General features: G+C 57.2%; 20 protein-coding genes. 8 read left to right on the forward strand and 12 right to left on the reverse strand.

What is annotated here, in order from left to right; genetic code table 11:
- Positions 1 to 20: 20 nt before the first annotated feature.
- From BM352_RS09855 to BM352_RS09875, 5 genes are all read right to left on the reverse strand, one after another.
- Positions 21 to 872 carry a shikimate dehydrogenase family protein gene (locus BM352_RS09855; RefSeq protein WP_090216125.1) on the reverse strand — a complete coding sequence of 284 codons (852 nt, stop codon included), beginning with the start codon at positions 870 to 872 and terminating at the stop codon, positions 21 to 23.
- A 109-nt stretch (positions 873 to 981) separates the two neighbouring features.
- Positions 982 to 3,234 (reverse strand): hybrid sensor histidine kinase/response regulator, encoded by a 2,253-nt coding sequence (locus BM352_RS09860; RefSeq protein WP_090216129.1) that lies wholly within the window; start codon positions 3,232 to 3,234, stop codon positions 982 to 984.
- A 4-nt stretch (positions 3,235 to 3,238) separates the two neighbouring features.
- Positions 3,239 to 4,429: an FIST N-terminal domain-containing protein gene (locus BM352_RS09865; RefSeq protein WP_090216132.1), complete on the reverse strand. Its 1,191-nt coding sequence runs from the start codon at positions 4,427 to 4,429 to the stop codon at positions 3,239 to 3,241.
- Between the two features lie 36 nt (positions 4,430 to 4,465).
- Positions 4,466 to 5,167 (reverse strand): response regulator, encoded by a 702-nt coding sequence (locus tag BM352_RS09870; RefSeq protein ID WP_090220084.1) that lies wholly within the window; start codon positions 5,165 to 5,167, stop codon positions 4,466 to 4,468.
- Positions 5,168 to 5,276: 109 nt separating this feature from the next.
- The gene (locus BM352_RS09875) at positions 5,277 to 7,040 is read right to left on the reverse strand and encodes a PQQ-dependent methanol/ethanol family dehydrogenase (protein ID WP_090216136.1); all 1,764 of its coding nucleotides are present in this window, start codon (positions 7,038 to 7,040) and stop codon (positions 5,277 to 5,279) included.
- A 209-nt stretch (positions 7,041 to 7,249) separates the two neighbouring features.
- On the opposite strand from BM352_RS09875, the gene BM352_RS09880 reads away from it, so the two are divergent.
- Positions 7,250 to 7,771, forward strand: coding sequence for a hypothetical protein (locus tag BM352_RS09880; RefSeq protein ID WP_090216139.1), 522 nt, complete (start codon positions 7,250 to 7,252; stop codon positions 7,769 to 7,771).
- Between the two features lie 3 nt (positions 7,772 to 7,774).
- Here BM352_RS09880 and BM352_RS09885 read toward each other — a convergent pair whose 3' ends face one another.
- A complete protein-coding gene (locus BM352_RS09885; RefSeq protein WP_090216141.1) occupies positions 7,775 to 8,170 on the reverse strand; it encodes a c-type cytochrome in 396 nt (131 codons plus the stop codon).
- A gap of 152 nt (positions 8,171 to 8,322) precedes the next feature.
- On the opposite strand from BM352_RS09885, the gene BM352_RS09890 reads away from it, so the two are divergent.
- Together BM352_RS09890 and BM352_RS09895 are read left to right on the forward strand one after the other, a co-directional pair.
- Positions 8,323 to 9,294: an ABC transporter substrate-binding protein gene (locus BM352_RS09890; protein WP_090216144.1), complete on the forward strand. Its 972-nt coding sequence runs from the start codon at positions 8,323 to 8,325 to the stop codon at positions 9,292 to 9,294.
- 1 nt (position 9,295) lies between these two features.
- Positions 9,296 to 10,003 carry an ABC transporter ATP-binding protein gene (locus BM352_RS09895; protein WP_090216149.1) on the forward strand — a complete coding sequence of 236 codons (708 nt, stop codon included), beginning with the start codon at positions 9,296 to 9,298 and terminating at the stop codon, positions 10,001 to 10,003.
- Here the strand turns inward: BM352_RS09895 and BM352_RS09900 are convergent.
- Genes BM352_RS09900 through BM352_RS09925 form a run of 6 tightly spaced genes read right to left on the reverse strand, consistent with a single transcriptional unit; the run spans position 9,943 to position 14,663 of the window.
- A complete protein-coding gene (locus BM352_RS09900) occupies positions 9,943 to 10,479 on the reverse strand; it encodes a tetratricopeptide repeat protein (protein ID WP_090216151.1) in 537 nt (178 codons plus the stop codon). The two genes, BM352_RS09895 and BM352_RS09900, sit on opposite strands and share 61 nt — an antisense overlap.
- Before the next feature lie 59 nt (positions 10,480 to 10,538).
- Entirely contained in the window at positions 10,539 to 11,330 is a 792-nt protein-coding gene (locus BM352_RS09905) for an ABC transporter permease (RefSeq protein ID WP_090216154.1), read from the reverse strand.
- Positions 11,327 to 12,043 (reverse strand): ABC transporter ATP-binding protein, encoded by a 717-nt coding sequence (locus BM352_RS09910; RefSeq protein WP_090216156.1) that lies wholly within the window; start codon positions 12,041 to 12,043, stop codon positions 11,327 to 11,329. Before BM352_RS09910 ends, BM352_RS09905 begins: the two co-directional genes overlap by 4 nt.
- Positions 12,040 to 12,462 (reverse strand): cupredoxin domain-containing protein, encoded by a 423-nt coding sequence (locus BM352_RS09915; protein ID WP_090216159.1) that lies wholly within the window; start codon positions 12,460 to 12,462, stop codon positions 12,040 to 12,042. The genes BM352_RS09910 and BM352_RS09915 overlap by 4 nt, the downstream gene beginning before the upstream one ends.
- Positions 12,463 to 12,492: 30 nt before the next feature.
- Positions 12,493 to 13,428 carry a YVTN family beta-propeller repeat protein gene (locus tag BM352_RS09920; RefSeq protein WP_425434552.1) on the reverse strand — a complete coding sequence of 312 codons (936 nt, stop codon included), beginning with the start codon at positions 13,426 to 13,428 and terminating at the stop codon, positions 12,493 to 12,495.
- 59 nt (positions 13,429 to 13,487) lie between these two features.
- Positions 13,488 to 14,663 (reverse strand): ABC transporter substrate-binding protein, encoded by a 1,176-nt coding sequence (locus tag BM352_RS09925; RefSeq protein ID WP_245780960.1) that lies wholly within the window; start codon positions 14,661 to 14,663, stop codon positions 13,488 to 13,490.
- Positions 14,664 to 14,812: 149 nt separating this feature from the next.
- Between BM352_RS09925 and pedF the strand changes: the two genes are divergently transcribed.
- The 5 genes from pedF (at position 14,813) to BM352_RS09950 (ending at position 19,947) form a co-directional block, all read left to right on the forward strand.
- Complete coding sequence (gene pedF, locus BM352_RS09930; RefSeq protein WP_090216169.1) at positions 14,813 to 15,511, forward strand: cytochrome c-550 PedF; 699 nt, start codon at positions 14,813 to 14,815, stop codon at positions 15,509 to 15,511.
- Position 15,512: 1 nt separating this feature from the next.
- A complete protein-coding gene (locus BM352_RS09935; RefSeq protein WP_090216172.1) occupies positions 15,513 to 16,415 on the forward strand; it encodes a transporter substrate-binding domain-containing protein in 903 nt (300 codons plus the stop codon).
- Between the two features lie 87 nt (positions 16,416 to 16,502).
- The gene (locus tag BM352_RS09940; RefSeq protein ID WP_090220088.1) at positions 16,503 to 17,024 is read left to right on the forward strand and encodes an SRPBCC family protein; all 522 of its coding nucleotides are present in this window, start codon (positions 16,503 to 16,505) and stop codon (positions 17,022 to 17,024) included.
- Between the two features lie 43 nt (positions 17,025 to 17,067).
- Entirely contained in the window at positions 17,068 to 17,553 is a 486-nt protein-coding gene (locus BM352_RS09945; RefSeq protein WP_090216175.1) for a (2Fe-2S)-binding protein, read from the forward strand.
- A gap of 24 nt (positions 17,554 to 17,577) precedes the next feature.
- Positions 17,578 to 19,947: a xanthine dehydrogenase family protein molybdopterin-binding subunit gene (locus BM352_RS09950; protein ID WP_090216178.1), complete on the forward strand. Its 2,370-nt coding sequence runs from the start codon at positions 17,578 to 17,580 to the stop codon at positions 19,945 to 19,947.
- The last annotated feature ends 8 nt before the right edge of the window (positions 19,948 to 19,955 follow it).

The raw sequence follows: 19,955 nt of genomic DNA on the forward strand, positions 1-19,955 counted from the left end.
CTGATCGCGGCGATAGCTGGCTACAATTCATGACCTGCGATTGCACGACGCAATGCAGCTTGGTCAAGTGGCGCGCCGACGAAGATGTCCCAGGCATCAAGGCCTTGGCCGAAGAACAATTCATAGCCGGAGATAACCGTCAGTCCCGCCTGCGCTGCATCTTGCAAAAAAGGGGTGTCGACAGGGGTATACACCGCATCGAAGGCCCATGTGGCCCCACGCATCGCTTCTGCTGGCAACGGCGTGCCGCCAATGCCGACCATGCCCATCGGGGTGCAGTTGATGATCCCATCCGCGCCGTTCGCGGCTGCAACCGGATCTGTAAAAACTTCAAATGTTGTGTCCGATCCCAATGCGGCGAGGGCTGTGGCGAGAGATGCTGCTTTGGCCTCGTCGATATCCACACAACGGATGGTTTTTGCATTCAGGCCGACCAATCCAAAGGCGACCGCCTTGCCCACGCCACCCGTCCCGATGAGGCAGACTGTTCCGGTTGGCGTGTCTCCACGCGCGCAGCGGTAGGCATTCAAAAAACCTGAATAATCCGTATTGAATCCTTTGGGACCGTCACCCTCGAACACAACAGTATTGATCGCACCAATTGCCCGGACAAACGGATCATCGATGCTGACCTTGAATGGAGCCAGTTCTTTGTAGGGATAGGTCACGTTTACGCCGCGATAACCGTTGCTTTGAGCGTAGGCAAAAACGCCGTCAAAGGTGAGACCCAGTTCAGCTGGGATAAGCAGATCATAGGTGACATTCAGCCCGACCAGCGCCCCCGCGGTGCGGTGAAGGCGGGGCGATTTGGATTGGGTAATATTGTCCCCGATCAGGCCTAACTTGACCGTGTTCTTCGCCTCATCTGTCATATCAATATCTTCCTCGGGCCACCCTTCAGATGTGCCCTACGAGGCGCCGGGGCGTTCCTTGGTTTATCACATGCTTTGGTGTTGAAAATGCCATTACGACGAATTGCATCTAATTGGGATGCTCGTCCCCGCGCAAAAGCCGCGGGGTGTAGCGTGTTGCTGGTTGTGCCATCGGGATCTGCTCTAGAAAGACACTTAAGGCATCCTTGCAGATCGGCTTCTTCAGCAGGGGAAGGGCCAAGCGTTTGCACGCATCTTTCAACTCTTTCGTTCTGTTGGCAGAGATGATCGCCGTCGGGACGTTGGCGTGGGTTTTCGAAACCTCTTCGTAAAGCTCTGTGCCCGTTTGGCCGGGGCCAAGTTGGTAGTCCAACAGCATGGCATCTGGGACCAATTCGATCTCGTCGAGGAGCGCGAGGGCTTCGGACGCGTTTTGCGCATGGATCACAGAGGCACCTTGGCTCTCGATCATCATGGAAATCGCATTTGCAAGTTGGGGGTCATTCTCTACCAACATCAACAAAAGCCCATTCAGATCCTTGTGCGCATGAGGCGAGGAGTCCGCGCTGTGTGTTTGCGGATCTTGTTTGGATTTTTCCAACGGCAGCATCACCGTAAAGCAGCTTCCTGTACCGGGTTCCGACCAAAGGTTCAGGCTATGGCCCAGTCCCATGCAGGCACGCTCCACAATAGCCAACCCAAGGCCAAGTCCGGCTTCGGAGTTTGTCGCGTCGAGCCGTTTGAATTCCTTGAAGATGTCGATCTGGTCAATCTCGGGAATGCCGCGGCCTGTGTCCCAAACCTCGATCCGTGCGGATGTACCCGCCCTACGCACGCCGACCACCACGCGGCCCGTTTCCGTATAGCGGATGGCGTTAGAGACAAGGTTCTGCACAATCCGACGCAGGTAGCCCGGATCACTTCTGACCCTGAGGTCACTGTTAACGATCCTAAGCTTAATGCCTTTCGCCGCCGCAAGCGGGGTCAGTTCATCTCGCAAAGGGGCGAAGATTTGTGACAGGCTCAGCGGCTGGACATTGAAGACGGCTTTACCTGCATCCAGTCGGGAAATGTCGAGCAAGGCTTCGATGATTTGCTCTGCTCCGGCAAGGGCGGTTTCGGTCTTGGCTATAACCTCCAGCGCCTCTGGATTGTCCACCTTGTCGGGCAAGGATGAGACAAAGAGTTTGGCAGCGGAAAGCGGTTGTAACAGGTCATGGCTTGCTGCCGCAACAAAGCGGCTTTTAGAGGCGTTGGCGCGTTCGGCTTCGGACAACGCTTCGCCCAGTTTCTCTGTGCGATCCCGAACACGGCGCTCCAGAAATTCGTTCATTTCATAGAGCGCGCGCGCTGCTTCGCGTTCCGCAGTGACGTCGGTGAAGCTGATCACAAATCCACGATCCGGCATCTCTTGCGCGAACACGTTGAACACTTGGTTGCCGCCACGGCTGACCTCGAAGGCCATCGGGCGACGCCGGATGGAATGGTCGGCCCATTTGCGAAGATGCTCTGCGTCGAAGCCGTCATGGAAGTCCAGATCGTCACGCAGCCTGTCCATCAGCGTAGAAAACGCCATGCCAATCGCGGCGCGTCGTCTGGGCGGGGCTAGCATCCCGTCCATCTTCTTGTTCCACCCAACAAGCAACTGGTTGTGGTCGAAAATACAAACACCCTGATTGAGGTGGTCAAGCGTGGCCTGCAAAATCTCAGCTTGATGGTCGCGCATCTTGTCGCGTTCCTGACGCTCCATGCGAATAATCTCGGTCACGTCGGTTTGCAGGATCACCGTGCCACCTCGCGAGGTGCGATGCTCACTGACTTGCAACCAACGGTCCCAGATCAGAGCAACGTTGAAGACGACATGTTCGTCGCCATGTCGCTGAATTCGCAGGGTAGCCCACTCGTCGCGGCTGACACCATCGGGCAGCTCTAGAAACCGGCTGCCGGAAATCAGCGACACGTAGTCTTCGAACGGCAATCCCGCGAGAAGATCGGCTTCTATATCCAGAAGATCGCGGCAAAAGCGGCTGTTCGAAAGGACCAACCTGTCATCAGTATCGAACAGGGCGAAGCCCTCGCTGATCGTCTCGATTGCCTCTGTGAGGTTGGACCGCGCGGTTTCCGTTTCAATATTCGCGATTTCGAGACGGGCATTTGAGTCTTGCAGAAGGTCGAGCGTGCGCTCCAATTCACGTGTGCGTTCGCGCACTTGGGTTTCCAGCAAGGCGGCACGTTCGAACTGTTGATAGGCGAGCCCTGATTGCTCGTTTTTCTGTTCGACCCTGCGCATGAGCGAGCGGGCGATCTGCAAAAGCTTTTCATTCTGGCGCTCTACCGTATCGGCGGGGTTGATCAGCGACATCAGCCTATGCCTCCGCTTCAGAGTCTGAATAGTAGAACGCCACGCCACTCATCGTGTGATTCACATGCAGGGGGCCAATTTGCTCCCCATAGGTAGAGAACCCCGTTACCCGGTGTTCCGACATGATTTCAGACAGTTCGCGGCTCATCTGTGTTTGCTCCGCTTCAATCCGGCGCAAGATACAATCGCACCCGATGATATTCGCGGGGGCGCCATCCTCCGACAGTTCGGCCATTTTCCGGCGCAGATGCTCGGCCATGTTGTCGGGAGTGGCAACCGTGAGAACCATGCCTTCGTCGATGGCCGAGAAAAACACGAGCTCCCCTGCATCATTCACCTGCTGGATCGCGCGCACATGGTGCGTGCCGCCGATACGAACCACTACAGGGTGCGAGGCGAACGTGAAGCGGTCCAGTTGTTCGGGGTCTTTGCCGACGATCCGCGCGTATTCGCGCGCGGCTGGCTCGGCGTTGATTGATTTAACGATCCTGCGGTCCGGGTCCGCCTCTGTTACGACCATCTGCCGTTCGGTCGGGACGAGGTGATCGAGGCTGAACACACGCGCTTTGTGCTGACTGCGCAGCAAAGTCAGAACTGCGGCGTTGCTTTTGGATTTGCCATTCAGGGCGACCAGCGTTTCTTTAAAGTCGATACCGTCGCCCGCCGATCCGCCAAAAATGGGCATGTCGCGAAGGGCAGGGGAGATCGTGGCCGCAAACGTGTCTTCACTGAGAGACAGCCCATCCACGACGAGAAACGCAAAGCCGTTCTCCATCTCTGGGCTGCGATCCTGTAGGGCTATGCGCTCGAGGGTGATGCGGTCAATCACCGGCTGCGCATTCAGGTTTTGGATATCCTCGATCAGCATGGAGGTTGTGGAGAAGCCTGACTTGGGAAAGCCGATGGCAACGATCAAGCCCTCGTCGTAGCCCGACTGCCCGATTTCGCCAGCAGTGGTGCAGGCCAAAACATCAGTCGCTGGAAAGCACCGCTCTGCTTCAGCCACCACACCGTGAAAATCTGCGAGCGGTGTCACGAACAGGGCGACCAATCCAAACTCTCTTGATCCCAAGTCTTTTTGCAATTCTGTAACCGGAGACGTGTTTGTCCATGCCACTTGCGCCGTGCATAGAATGCCCGAGCGAGCGTGCTTTTCCAGCGCGGTTACTTTCTCAGCCCCACCATTAGCCAGCATGTCAGATTGTTCTCCCTAATCCGCAGGATAGGGCTCTCAGTCAGAGCTTGGCAAGACCGAAGCAAATTTGGCGTCCTGCGCGACCAGCACGGCCTGCGTGCGACTTTGGACCCCAAGCTTGCGCATAATGGCGGTGACGTGGGCTTTCACCGTCGTCTCTGCAATCGTCAGATCGTAAGCGATCTGTTTGTTCAGTTTGCCTTCGCAAATCAGGTCCAGAATTCGGGCCTGTTGATTGGTAAGCGACGACAATCGGGAAACGGATTCGCCGTTTTGCGCCGACGCATTGCCCTCTACGAAGCTGGCAGGTTTGTAGACCATACCCGCCGCGATGTGCTCGATTGCCTCTTTAAAGACGGAGCGACGGCTGTGCTTCGGCACGAACCCGGACGCCCCGGCGACAATTGCACCATTGATGATGGAGTTGTCCGTCATCGAAGAAACGATGATGATCGGCGACTTCTCAGCGCGGCGGCGCAGGCGAATTAGCCCGTCTAAGCCACTGACATCAGGCAAATTCAGATCAAGCAGGATCAGGCTTGGCGGTGTTTCACCTTCTAGGCGTTCCAGCGCGGCCTCCAGACAATCGGCGGTAACAACAGTGCTGAACGCGGCGACTGATTTAAGCGTCAGTTCCAGCGCGTCGCAAAAGAGTGGATGATCGTCGATGACCAACGCCCAACCCTGAGGCTGTTTCGAATTGAGTTGCTCGGAAGTGGTCAGCCCATGCGGTGTCATGAGTGGATGATAGCGTGCAAGGGCGGGCGCGGTCACTTGCCAAAAGGTCTTAGACCAAACAAAAAACGCCCCCTCGGGAAGGGGGCGTTTGAAATTTGTTTGGGAAGGATCAGTTCGCTGCTAATTGGGCTGGCAGCCGGAAGGTCCACAGCATGCCACCTTGGTTCAGGTAGTTCACCTTCTTGGCAACTTCGCCACCCCAAAGCGGAACAGCACCGCCCCAGCCAGAGATTACGGTGACATATTGCTCACCGTCTTGTTCCCAAGTGATCGGCTGACCCACAATGCCGGATCCCGTCTGGAAGGACCACAGCACTTCGCCAGTCTCGTCGTCGAAGGCGATGAATTTGCCCTCAGGCGTTCCGGTGAACACCAGCCCACCTGCAGTTGTCATCACGCCACCCCAAAGAGGAGCATCGTTCTTGAACTCCCACTTGGTTTCGCCGCTGTCGGGGTCGATCGCCTTCAGGCTGCCGATGTGGTCTTCGTAGTTCGGCTTGATGGTAAAGCCGGAGCCGAGATAGGCGGCGCCCTTTTTGTAGGTGATCGGCTCGTTCCAGATGTCCATGCCCCATTCATTGGAGGGCACGTAGAACAGGCCTGTTTTGGGCGAGTGCGCCATTGGCATCCAGTTCTTGCCGCCAAGGAAGGATGGGGACGCAAAGACCACTTCACCCTTCTTGCCATCGGCCGCGTCCGCCGGATTGCCGGGGCGGTTGGCTTCGTTGAAGATCGGGCGACCGTTCTCGTCAATGCCTTCTGCCCAAGAGATATCTTTCACGAACGGCACAGCAGAGACGAATTTGCCGTCTTCGCGGTTCAACACGTAGAAGAAGCCATTCCGGTCAGCGGTTGCAAAGCGTTTGTTGCCGGAGCGGTCAGAATACGCGACCACTTCGTTCACGCCGTCATAGTCCCAGCCTTCACGCGGTGTGGTCTGGAAGTGCCACTTGATCTCGCCGTTAGACGGGTCAATGCCGATGCGCGACGCCGCATACAGGTTGTCACCTGCATTCCCGTCAACCGGTGTGCCAGCATTGCGCAAGTGGCTGTTCCATGGGGCAGGGTTGCCTGCGCCGAAGACCAGCGTGTCGGTGTCGGCGTCGTAAGAGCCACCAAGCCAAGTCGCGCCACCGCCGGTTTTCCACATGTCGCCGGGCCAAGTCGCGTTCAACGTGCCAGTCATGGTGGATTCTTCGCCGTTCAGCGTGCCCATGTGGCCTTCGATCACCGGACGTGTCCAAACCAGATCGCCGGTTTCAGCGTTACGGGCCTGAACCTCGCCAACGATGCCGAATTCACCGCCAGAGTTGCCGGTGATGACCAGCCCTTTGACGATCAGTGGCGCGGCTGTGTAGCTGTATCCAGCTTTGTAATCTGCGATCTTCTTGTTCCAGACCACGTCACCTGTCTTGGCATTCAGGGCCACCATGCGCGCGTCTAGCGTGCCAAAGTAGATGTTGTCGCCATAAATTGCGGCACCGCGGTTTACCACGTCACAGCAAGGCAGAATGCCTTCCGGAAGTCGGGCATCATACTGCCACAGCTCTTCGCCGGTTTTCACGTCGATGGCATACATGCGCGAGTATGAGCCGGTGATATACATCACACCGTCATGCACCAGCGGCTGGGTTTCCTGCCCGCGCTGTTTTTCCCCGCCAAGCGAGAATGCCCAAGCTGGAAGCAGGTTCTTCACGTTGTCTTTGTTCAAAGTCTCCAACGGCGAGAAGCGTTGCAGATGCCGCCCCATACCATTGGTCAGGACGTCGCCCGTAGACGCCGTATCGTTCAAAAGCATTTCCTCGGTGACTTCCGCATGTGCAACGCCTGTTGCCAATACTGCGGCTGTCACGGCCATTACGAACCTGTTCATTGTGGTTCCTCCCTTTGCCGTTCCATAAAGGTCGCGCACCAAATCAGAGCGCAGACCGACCCGAGGGCGAGTATTCTTAGAAAGACTGTTGCTAGATATTGAACATTGGTCGTAAGACCCCAAACGCCTTGACACAGGGGTCATAGCACGATGGTCGTGATGCGACTCACGACGGTTCTGGCTACCTTTCGCATAGGAGGGGGGCGGCTATGAATATTCTGGTGGCTTTGACAATGATTGCCGCAGCTGGTGCGGCTGCGGCGGATGTCCGAACCGTATTTCTTGAAACCAATGACGGGCAGCGGATTCAGATTGCAACGCTGGATCAACGCGAAGGCGGGGCCTATTCCGTTCATATGAATGACGCCGCGTTTAGCGACCATTTCTTGTCGATGCGCCCGTTCAAATGTCTTGAAGGACCTGACAAAAACTGGTGCCACGTGCCGTACCCCTATGAGATTGAACGCGACATCTCTGGCGATCTGGTCGATATGGAATACGACTTCCTGTTCGTCTGGAAAGCGGCGAACGACTACGGGATAAACATGTGGAATGGGGTGTATTACAAGATCGAAGCCCAAGGGTCGCGTTTTGTCGGCGTCTTGCATGAAATGGATATGGACCTTCTTTCCGCGCCGCCAGCCGCGGGGGAGTTGCGGCCATTATCGCCCAAAGACATCCACCCCAGCGACGCGGACAGCCACTGGCTACCGCGTCTGATTGTTGAGTGACGGCTACTCCGCAAGAGTGGCGAGATAGGACAAAATGAAGTCCTGAACTGTGCGATCAGTAATCCCGACATGGCGCATCTTGGTCCCTGGCATGAAGCCGGTATTGTCTTCCATCCAGGCCCTCAGGGCAGCAGGGGTCCAGACAATAGGAGCATTGGACAAGGCTTCGGAGTAGTCATACCCCTCATGCGTGCCTGCGGCTCTGCCAACGATGCCGGAAAGCGAAGGGCCATAAGACGGGTCGGATGAGTTATCAGCGTGGCAGCGGTGGCATTCCGCGTCAAACAACGTCTTGCCGGCTTCGATCTTTACGCTTTCGTATGCAGCGCCAGCAAAGCCCGGTGTGCCTGATAGGCCCGCAAGGATAGCTAGGCTTGCGAAAAGTTGTGAACGTCCCATGTCGCGTCTCCTTTTTGAATGAGGTAGGAATGCACCCACGATCGTGCTTGCAAGTTGATCTGCATCAAGCCAATGCGCCTTTGGGCGTTATCCTTTGGTCGTATTTCCGCAACTCGGGGCGGTGGTAGTCTGTGCTCAAACGGGAGGCGTTTATGACATTTTTCAAATCTATGGGCGGCGCATTGATCGCGACGCTGCTGACGACCGCTGCCTTTGCGGACGCTCCGATATTACGGGCAGCGGTGCTGAAATTCGGGACGGTGAATTGGGAGCTGAACACGATCAAGCAGCACGGAATGGACACAGCCAACGGGTTCGAGCTCGAGGTGCAGGGCATGGCGGGCGGTTCCGCCGCGCAGGTCGCATTTCAGGGCGGGGAAGCAGATGTCATCGTGTCTGATTGGCTTTGGGTTGCGCGTCAGCGGGCGTCGGGAAAAGACTATGTCTTCATTCCCTATTCCAAAGCTGTTGGCGGTGTCATGGTCGGCAAGGACAGCACAGCGCAAAGCCTCGCAGACCTTAAAGGTATGAAGATCGGGATTGCAGGCGGTCCGTTAGACAAAAGCTGGCTGATCCTAAGAGCCTATGCCGAGAAAAAATTCGGCATGGATTTGGCCGCCGAGACGGAACAGGTGTTTGGCGCGCCGCCGCTGATTTTCAAAACCGCCCTGTCAGGTGAAACAGCCGGAGCCATTAATTTCTGGCACTTCATGGCGAAGATGGAAGCTGCGGGAATGCGCAAGCTCGTCGATGTCGCCGATGCGGCAAATGAACTGGGCCTGGATCCGAACACACCGCTTTTGGGATACGTCGTGAAAGGGGAGTTGCTTCGCGAGAATCCAGAGATTGTAAACGGCCTTGCCGCAGCATCGCGCGCGGCGAAGGATCTGCTTGCTAGGGATGAGGCTGAATGGGACCGTCTGCGCCCAGAAATGAATGCGAAAACCGATGCTGCCTTTGAAGCCCTGAAGGCTGGCTTCCGGGCAGGTATTCCCGCAACTGGCCCAATTGATGAAGCCGCCGCCTCGCGGATGCTGAGCCTGATGGTCGAGCTTGGTGGCGAGGATTTGATCGGTAAGGCGACGGAACTGCCAAGCGGAACGTTCTTCCAAAGCGGCAGTTGATGTGCTGCACGTGGTAAGTGAGGCATCTAACACTCGAAAAGGGTCTAACAACCCGGTTCTAGAGTTGCGTCTTGCTTCGCTGGTCTATGGCGATACGCCGATACTGGGCGCAGTTTCCTTGACTGTTGATCGGTCCGAGACCCTGGCGCTTGTTGGGCCATCCGGCGTCGGCAAAACCTCGTTGTTGCGGATTGTTGCGGGGCTGGAGACGCGATATCGCGGTACGTGCCGTGTGAACGGCAAAGTCGGAATGGTTTTCCAAGAGCCGACCTTGCTGCCGTGGCGCACAGTCGGTGACAACATCTGTATCGCAACAGGAATTTCCAAAGCGGAGGCGGAGCAGGCCTTGGCAGAGGTTGGGCTCGAAGGGCGCGGACAGGACTTCCCGTCGCAACTATCGCTAGGGCAGCAACGACGCCTGTCACTGGCCCGCGCTTTTGCAGCCAAACCCGACTTGTTGCTGATGGACGAACCTTTTGTCTCGCTCGACCCGAGTTTGGTGGAGGAGATGATGGTCTTGTTCGCCAAACTGCGCGCAACCCACAAGGTCACCACTATACTTGTCACCCATGTGGTGGAGGAAGCGACCAAGTTAGCCAGCCGCGTGGTCACACTTGGCGGCAGTCCAGCTCAGATGACCGGTGATGTTCAGAACAAAGGCGCGTATTTCCAGTTGTCCGCATCGGGCGTCACCTCGTCTAAATCGTAGTCCGCGCCTTGCAGGCGTCGCGCGGCCAGCAATCCGTCGTGTGCAGCTTCGTCCACATATTGGCGTCCCAACGCTTCGTTCTTGTCGACGCCGTGGCCCCGCATCAGCCCAATTCCGTAGTTGAATTTGCCCACAGGATCGCCCAGTTCCGCGGCTTGCCGATCCCAGCTCGCTGACGCATCGGGATCATACTCACCGCCCAATCCGTTGTTGTCGAGTTGGCTCATCCAAGTCATCGCGCCCGTGTAGCCCGCCGCCGCGCAGGCTTCGAATATGGTGCGGGCAGCAGAATGGTCGCCGGACTTTGTCAGCATGTATCCGCTGGCACACAATGTCATGCTGGTCTCGCCGCGCCTTGCCTGGTCAATCACGCTAGTCCACGACATCTCGTCTGGATTGAGGATGCCAAACTCTTGCAGGCTTTCGGCGGCGACTGGTGACGCAATCAGTGTAAGGAGGGCAAGAAAATGTCTCATGGAACTTAATTTAGCACGATGCCAGACGCTTATCAGCCCGCTTATGGTCGTAGGATTGGTCAGCCTTTGCGACGTATACCTGTCCGCGCCGGGTTGTAACCCCAGAGTGCCGCCGCAGTAAAAACCACACTGGCGAGAACGGTCCAAAGCAAGGCGGGGCCGTTGAAGTTGCCATAGAGCGCAAACCGGATCAGCTCGACCGCGTGAGTGAACGGATTGACGGAACAAATGCTGTGGAGCAGCTTCGAAGACTCCGCCATCTTCCAAAGTGGGTAAAGTGCGGAGGACAAGAAAAACATTGGGAAGATAACAAAATTCATGACGCCGGCAAAGTTCTCCAACTGCTTGATAAAGCTCGACAGAAGCAGTCCGAGCGCCCCAAGCATCATGCCGGCGACCATCAATGCAGGGATCACAGTGATATAGCCGAGCAAGGGCATGGCGATCCCGAACGCCGCCGCAATCGCAAGGAACGCATAGACCTGCAGGATGGAGATCGCCGTCGAGCCGATGAGCTTGCAAAAGAGCAACCACCAGCGTGGCAGGGGACTGGTCAATAGCAGTTTCATCGACCCCATCTCGCGGTCGTAGACAAGGCTGAGTGACGACTGCATGCCGTTGAACAACAAGATCATCCCGCAAAGCCCGGGGACAATGTAGGTTTCGTAAGTGATGTAGGTTTCGTAGGGCGGAATGATGCTGAGACCGAGTGCCGCGCGAAAACCGGCGGCGAAGACGAGCAACCAGATCAGCGGGCGTACGAGGGCTGCGATGAACCGTTCCCGTTGATGGACAAAGCGCAAAGCCTCGCGCCCGACGATGGCGCGAAGCGAGGTGAGATATGGGCTCATACCGTCGCCTCGGTCATAGCCAGGAAAGTGGCCTGCAACGGGCGATCTTTGCTGATGTCACGTGCAGTCCCGGTCGCAAGAATGCGGGCCTGATGCAAGATGACCAACTGGTCATCGAGGCGGACTTCATCCGTCAGGTGGGTGGCCCATAGAACGGTGGTGCCTTCATCTGTCAGGGCGTGGACATGATCCGTGAGTGCCGCGCGGGCCGCTGCATCAAGCCCAACAGTTGGCTCATCCAGCAACAAGACCGCCGGATCATGGATCAAGGCGCGCGCAATTTCGGCCCGCCTTCTGTGGCCACCATTTAAAACGCGGGCCTTTTCCTGTGCGCGTTCCAGCATGCCAAGCTTGTCTAGTGCTGCATCAATGCGGCGGGCGGCATCCTTTCCGGAAAGACCATGCAGTGCGGCGAAGTAGTTGAGATTTTGGCGGACCGTCAGATCAAGGTCCAGCGTGGATTGCTGAAACACAATGCCAAGCCGTGCTAATGCGTCTCGCGGAGCTTTAGCGAGGTCATGCCCAGCAACGGAAACACGCCCTTGCGGGGCCACAAACAGACGCGTCAGAAGGTTGAACAGCGTCGATTTCCCCGCGCCGTTCGGCCCTAGGAGCGCGCAGAACTGACCACTCATTACAGAAAAGCTGACATCCTCTAGGGCGGTCTTGGCCCCATAAGCATAGCTGAGGTTTTTGACTTGAAGCCCGCTCATTCTATCGTGATGTCAAGGCGTTGCGTCTCTCCGCTAGAGCCTGGAATCTTGAGATAATATTGACCGGGCTTAATCGCGACGAAGCCGATTTCCATTTCCCCCGCTTCGTCAAACTCAATGCTGTCGAGCCCGAGCGGGCGGATTTCCAAGCCCTCGACGACGATTTCGTCGATCCAGATCGCTCGGAAGAACTCTGGGCCGATCAGGGCCAGTTCCTGCGAACCGTCCCCTTGGATTTCAAATTCGTAGTAGGTGCCGGATTTCAGAATCCAAGGCGCGTCAGTTAGGGGCGCGCCAGCGGATAGCGTGATCGGCGGCAAGTCTTCCTTGTTCTTGCCAGACAGCAGCCCTGCGGGGCCGAAGCCCTCTGCATTGGCAGACGTAGTGGCGAAGATAAGGGCCAGTATAAGCGCGCGCATTTGGTTTCCTTTGTCAGATGTAGCTGGGCGTTACTGAGTGGGGCGGAAGGCGGCACCCCAAGGGAAGCGGCCGACCTTGATGGATTTCGTAGCTTTGCGCGAGGCGACATCAACGACGGTGACGTCGCCGGACACACCATTCGTGGTGAACAGCTGGGATTTGTCTTCATTGAACGCCATATGCCAAACCCTTCGTCCAACCAGAATGTAATCCTCAACCTCGTAGCTGTCTGCATTAACCACAGCCAAGTGATTTGACGGACCAAGGGCCACGAAAGCGTGGGTATCACCTTGCGTGAATTCGAAGCCTACGGGTTGGACGCGGTCGGAGTGGACCCCTTGCACCTCAAAGCCGATTTTCGCTTTTTCGGTTTGGGTGGCCACATCAAAGATCGTGATCGTGCCGCCAATTTCGGAACTGACCCAAAGCTCGGTGCCATCTTTTACAAACTCTGCGTGACGGGGGCGGCTATCAACCAGCGTATTTGCGAAAAGCTCTTGCGTTTCGGTGTCGATCCAATGCGCCATATTGGTCGTCTCGGATGTGGTGATCGCAATCTTGCCGTCCGGAGAGACTGCCATGCCCTCTGGCTCCACGCCCACATCAATCTGCGCGATAACTTTACGGGTCTCGACGTCTACCACGGTCGTGATCGCATCGTCCTCGTTTGCGATGTAGAGATGCTTGTCGTCGGGGTGCAGGACGAACTGTTCGGGATCTTCACCCGAGGGGAGATCGTGCAAGATCTTGCCAGTATTCGGGTCCATGACCTGCACCGCATCGCTGTCAGAGGCGCAGATATACACACGCGAAAAATCCTTGGAGAAGGTGATGCCACGCGGCCGCTCGCCGGTCTCGTAGGTCTGGATGACCTCCAGCGTTTCCACCGAGATGACAGAGACAGTGTCGTCTTTTTCGTTCGTCACCCAAATCTCGTCGCCCAATGCAGCCGAGGTTGTCATCATCAGCGCCGGAACACACGCGAAAATAAGAACGCGAGATTTCAGGGGAGTCTTGGCATGGGTCATTGGAAGGCCTCGCATCGGCTCTCAGGGCGGTCGAGCCCCAGTGAGTCCAGTTCGTTATTCTGGTGTAAGAACCCCTCAAGCGGGGCTTGCGCGACCAAGGCGCGAGGATGCGCGATCGCTATCGGTTGGCGGAGCTGACCGTTCCACGGGCGGTAGGTCAAAGGGCGCCCTTTGAAGCCTGCCAACTCGAATCCGTCCGACAGGATATAGTCACGCAATGTAGCAGGCTCGGCGCTATTCGTGCGCGTGACAGCTTCGCCCAATGTGCGGATGGCAGCCCACGCGGCGTAGTCCTGAGAGTTCATGTCTCGCCCATGCGCAGTTTCGAAACGGCTTTGAAGTTGTGCGGCACCCCATTGCTCAATTACGGGCGACCAAGTCACCGCTGACAGCCCCTCGGAGCCAGCAACAGGTCGCGGTTCCCATGTATTGTAAAGCACGTATCGGCCAAAATCATGCAGCTCATCTGCAAGGATCAGCGCGTCGTAATCTCCAAGCTCTTGTGTGAATAATGGTATTTCCTGAGATGCCGTGCGCCGCATGTCTGCATCAAAGGCCCAGACTTTTTCGGCAGACAGCTTCAGCCCGAACTTCTTGAGCGAGCGGCGCATGGCGTCGGCGTAGGTCACATCCTGAGGGCGGGTCCCGGACACCATCACCAGATCGTTCCAGCGTTTTTGGACGAACACTTGAGCGAGCGCATCAGTCCGCATCGCGTCCGAAGGTAGGCTGTGCAGCAGATTGGCGCGGCACTCGGCGTCACGTAAAGTCAAATCCCCCGACGACGTGTTGAATAGTATGGCACCTTGGGCTTCGGGCAGGTCCGCAATGGCAATCAAGATATCAGGCGGGGCGTCAAGCACCAGAAAAGGGCTGCGTGCAAGAAGGTTTCGCGCGGCAGTCAGCGCATCGTCGCCTTGCAACAGCGTTGTTTCGGTCATCGTGTATGTTTGATCGAGGAATTTGCCAGTCGTAAGGTTGTCTTGTAGGCCGGTGCGCGCGCCCGCCTTGCCGTTATCCTGTGGCACCGGATCAAGATTTGACAGGGTCGGGGGCAAAGATGTCTCGATGCTGAGATAGGAGATATCTAAAGACACCCCTGCGCAAGCGACCTGTGCCGATAAGATGGCCGCACCAGTGGCCATAACTCGTCGTGTGATTGTCTCTCCCATAGACCGAGACTAGCTAGCTGTGAACGGCGGGTCGAATTAGACTTTGGTCGCGAAGCGGGCCGGACCGCAACCAAAGTCCAATACCGCCCGATTGCTCCCCTGTCTTAAAAGCGGGCAAAGGGAATTCATGCCGTTCTGGGAGGACAGAAATGCACAACGTATCACTCAAAGGGATTTTTGCGGCTGGGGCCGTCTTTGCAGCAACCACTTTGGCTTATGCTCATGGGGACGTGAACCCGCAGCCGGTCGATACTGCCGGATTGCCAGCGAACGGTGAAGAATGGTTGACTGAAAACCCCTACCGCGCCGAAGCGGCGGGCGAAGAGGTTTGGCAAAAAGCCGTTGAAATAGGCGCGTCTGGCTACAACCAGAACTGCGCGCGTTGCCACGGGCTTGAGGTTGTTTCGGGCGGTCTGGCCCCGGATTTGCGCTTTCTTGAGGCAGAAGAATACGGCGACGAATGGTTCATCGAGCGCTTCAGAACTGGCTATACCCAGAATGGTATCACCAAAATGCCTGCATTCGGCGAACTGCTGGGGCAGGATGCGGCTTGGGCGATCCGGACCTATGTCGAAACCCGCCCCGACGGGGACGCGATGGAAGCGGTGTCTGACGAGCTGAAAGCTATGCGTGACAGTCTGGCGGGCTATGCCGCAGATGCGAGCGGCGCCGATCCCGAGGCGCTCAAACAACGCCTCAGCGAGATCGCCGGCAATATCGAAACATTGTCCGGTGCGCCTGTAGCCGACTCTGTCGCTTTCCGGGCGGCCAAGCTCATCGACGGCACGCCAGACGCGTATAAGTCGGCGGCAGAGACGCTGACCATCGGCCTTTCAGCCGCGCATTAAGATGGCGCGGTCACTCCTGCGATCCTCCCTGGTGGTCGTGGGTCTGTTCCTTGCGGGGCAGGCCCACGCTGCTGATCCTTGCGCAGACTACGTCCCACAAGAACGTCCGCAAAATGTCGGGCGTGACGTTGTCGGGCAGGAGCTTGATGTGCTGATGGACCAAGGACACATGCTGTTCGCGGTCTACGAGAACTACCCACCTTACAGTTGGGAAGAGGACGGCAAGCCAACAGGCGTCGACATCGACATCGCCAAGCTGATTGCAGAGGACCTTGGCATTGAGGCGCGATTCAATTTCGTGACCGCGGGGGAGAACCTGGAGGCCGACCTGCGCAACAACATCTGGTTGGGCCCTGTCGTAGGGGGGCGTGTGTCGAACGTTATGATGCGCATTCCGTATGACAGCGCGTTTAAGTGTCGGGTGGAGCATGTGGTGTTTACAGGCCAATACGCATCGGAATCCATCGCGATTGCCTTTGATAAAGAAAGCTACCCTGACGAAAAGCCGGTCCCTGCTTATTTCCGGTTTGATTCCGTTGCGGTCGAGAATGACTCGATCTCGGATTTCTACCTTTCGTCTTTCGCAGGCGGCCAGCTTGGCCGGAACGTGCAGCGGTTCGCGGATATGCAAGCAGCGATGGGCGCTTTGACGTCGGGCGAAGCCAAGGCGGCGATGGGTCCGCTTGCGCAGCTTGAATTCGGCTTGACGGACGGCTCCGACGTGCATCAACCTCCACTTGCAGGCTTTGCGGTAAGCAAGTGGACCTTGGGAGTCGCAGTGAATTTTCGATACCGCCCGTTGTCTTACGCTGTGGATGACGCAGTTCTCGCAGCGCTTCAGGATGGGCGTATCGCGAAAATATATGAGAATTACGGGCTGAGCTTTCAGCCTCCAGAACGCTGACGCTGCGGCTTCGCCTACACCCTTAGTCTCATAGGCGCGAAGGGTGTGCGAACGTAGGTTAGCCATAATAAGGAAATGGAATCTGCCATGAATTTGAGTGACAGTCGTGAAATTAACGCTGACATCGCCACGGTTTGGGCCGCTCTGTTGGACCCCGAAGTCCTGAAAGCCTGCGTGCCAGGCTGTCAGGAAATGTCCGGCTCTGCCGCTGACGGGTTTGAGGCGACAGTCGTCCAAAAGGTAGGCCCGGTGAAGGCGACTTTCAAAGGTGCAGTGCAACTCAGTGACATGGTCGAGAATGAAAGCCTGACCATGTCGGGCGAAGGCAAGGGCGGTGCCGCTGGTTTCGCCAAGGGCGGGGCGGATGTGCGTCTTGAGGGCAAGGGTGACAGCACCATTCTGCACTATGATGTTGAAGCCAAGGTCGGCGGCAAACTCGCGCAGCTAGGCTCGCGCATCATCGACGGCTTTGCCAAAAAGATGGCCGACCAGTTCTTCACCAATTTCCAAGATGCCGTAGGCGCGCCTGTGGCTGGCGAAGAAGACGCCGCCGCAGGGGGTAATGATGAGACGAAGAAAAAAGGGTGGTTCAAACGGCTGGTAAGCTGAATGGCTCCACCAAACTAAATAGCGATATCCAAGGGAGGATAGGATGACCAAAGTAACGATGACCATCAACGGCAAAGCCGTCTCGGGCGAGGTGGAGGGGCGCACGCTGCTGTCCACATTCCTGCGCGAGGATCTGCGATTGACCGGCACGCATATCGGTTGCGACACGTCGCAATGTGGGGCCTGTGTTGTCCATGTAGACGGCAAGGCGGTAAAGTCCTGCACCATGTTCGCGGCGGAAGCCGAGGGCGCCGAAGTTTCCACGATCGAGGGGCAGGCAAATGCCGACGGCTCGCTCAACGTGATCCAGGCGGCGTTTCAGGAACATCACGGATTGCAATGCGGCTTCTGCACGCCTGGCATGGTGATGTCTGCGGCGGCACTGCTGAAGGACAACCCGAAACCCTCCGAAGCCGAGGTGCGTGAGTATCTCGAAGGCAATATCTGCCGCTGCACGGGCTACCACAATATCGTCAAGGCAATCATGGCCGCGTCCGGGCAGGACGTCAGCGCCATTGCCGCAGAATAACAAGAGATAAAGGGAGGAATTTTCATGCCCAAAGATGGTGGAATTGGCGCTTCAACTGTGCGCCGTGAAGACGTCCGCTTCCTGACCGGCTCTGGTCAGTATTGCGATGATATGAATGTATATGGTCAGACGGCGGCTGTGTTTGCCCGATCGACTGTGGCCAATGGTGTGATCAAAAGCATCGACACTTCGGCAGCGGAAGCCATGCCGGGTGTGCTGGCGGTGTTCACTGGCGAAGACTTCGTCGAAGTCGGCGGCAACCCCGCAGGGTGGCTGATCAACTCGCGCGACGGAACCCCCATGCACGAGCCGAAGCGCCCCGTGCTGGCGCACGGCAAAGTGCGCCACGTTGGTGACGCCTATGCCGCTGTTATAGCTGAAACGATTGAGCAGGCCAAAGACGCGGTTGAAGCCATCGAGGTTGATATCGAAGAACTGCCAGCCGTTGTGAATATGAAAGACGCGCTGTCCTCCTCCAACTATGTGCATGACGAAATCGGAACCAATCAGTGTTTCGACTGGGGCTGGATCGAAGACAACCGCGCCGCCACCGACGCCGCCATCAAAGGCGCGCATCACGTCACGACGCTGGAATTGGTCAATAACCGTCTGGTGCCAAACGCGATGGAGCCCCGTTGCTCCATGGCGCAGTATAACCGCGCTAACGACGAATATGTGCTGCACACCACGTCGCAAAACCCGCACCTGACGCGCTTACTGATCTCGGCCTTCGTGCTGGGAATCCCTGAAAACAAGCTGACGGTCATCGCCCCCGACGTGGGTGGCGGCTTTGGCTCCAAGATCTATCACTATGGTGAAGAAGCCTTGGTGTTGGCCGCAGCCAAGAAGATTGGCCGTCCGGTGAAATGGACCGCTGACCGGACCGAAGCGTTCTTGACTGATGCGCATGGTCGTGACCACGTCACCAAGATCGAACTGGCAATGGACAAGGACGGCAACTTCCTCGCCTTCCGTACCGAAACCATGGCCAATGTCGGCGCGTACCTGTCGAACTTCTCGACAGCGACACCAACCTTCCTGCACGGCACGTTGATGGCCGGGAACTACACCGTTCCCAACGTCTACGTGAACGTGAAGGCGGTCTTTACCAACACGGCACCGGTTGATGCCTACCGCGGCGCTGGTCGTCCGGAAGCGACGTTTTCGCTGGAACGTGTCATCGACAAAGCGGCCCGTGAGATCGGCATGGACCCGATTGAGCTGCGCCGAAAGAATTTCATCAAGCCGGATCAGTACCCCTTCGCGAGTGCGGCAGGTCTGGAATATGACAGTGGCAACTACGACGCCTTGATGGACCAGATGGAGAAAGTCGCTGATGTGGCAGGGTTTGCTGCCCGCCGCAAAGCCTCCGAGAAGAAAGGCAAACTGCGTGGCTTCGGCGTGAATGCCTATATCGAGGCGTGCGGCATCGCGCCGTCGAACCTTGTGGGTGTGCTGGGCTCTCGCGTGGGTCTCTATGACGCCGCGACTGTTCGGGTGAACGCCACGGGCAACCTATCCGTTATGGTGGGTGCGCATTCTCACGGCCAAGGCCACGAGACGGCCTTCCCGCAAGTGGTGGCAGAAATGCTGGGCATTGATCCGCAAAGCATCGACATCGTGCACGGCGACACCTCCAAAATCCCGTTCGGGATGGGGACCTATGGTTCGCGCTCGTTGGCTGTCTGCGGCTCCGCCGTGGTGCGTGCCACCGAGAAGATCATCAACAAGGCCAAGAAGATCGCGGCCCATATGTTGGAAGCCTCCGATGGTGACATCGAGCTGAACGACGGTGTATTCTCGGTTGCGGGCACGGATAAATCGGTGACCTTCGGGGAGGTGGCGCTGAAAGCCTATATCCCGCATGAGTTCCCGCTCGAAGATATCGAGCCGGGCTTGGAAGAGACCGCGTTCTACGATCCGGCCAACTTCACCTATCCGTCCGGTGCCTATTGCTGCGAGGTCGAAGTCGACCCCGAAACTGGCAAGGTGACCGTAGAAAGCATGACCGCCGTGGATGATTTCGGCAACGTCATCAACCCGATGATCGTGACCGGTCAGGTGCATGGGGGGTTGGGCCAAGGCATCGGTCAGGCGCTGTTGGAAAACACCACCTATGACGAGAATGGCCAACTTCTAAGCGCGTCTTACATGGACTATGTGATGCCGCGCGCAGATGACCTGCCGTTCTACAAAGTCGATCACTCTCAGGGGAATGCCTGTACGCATAACCCATTGGGCGTGAAAGGCTGCGGTGAAGCGGGGGCCATTGGCTCTCCTCCGACGGTGGTGAACGCGGTCATCGACGCGCTCCAATCCGGCGGCAAGAACGTCACACATATCGACATGCCAATGACCCCACACCGCGTGTGGTCGGCCATGCAGAACGCTTGAGAGGAGAA

The organism is Litoreibacter janthinus (assembly GCF_900111945.1).
GTDB lineage: Bacteria > Pseudomonadota > Alphaproteobacteria > Rhodobacterales > Rhodobacteraceae > Litoreibacter > Litoreibacter janthinus.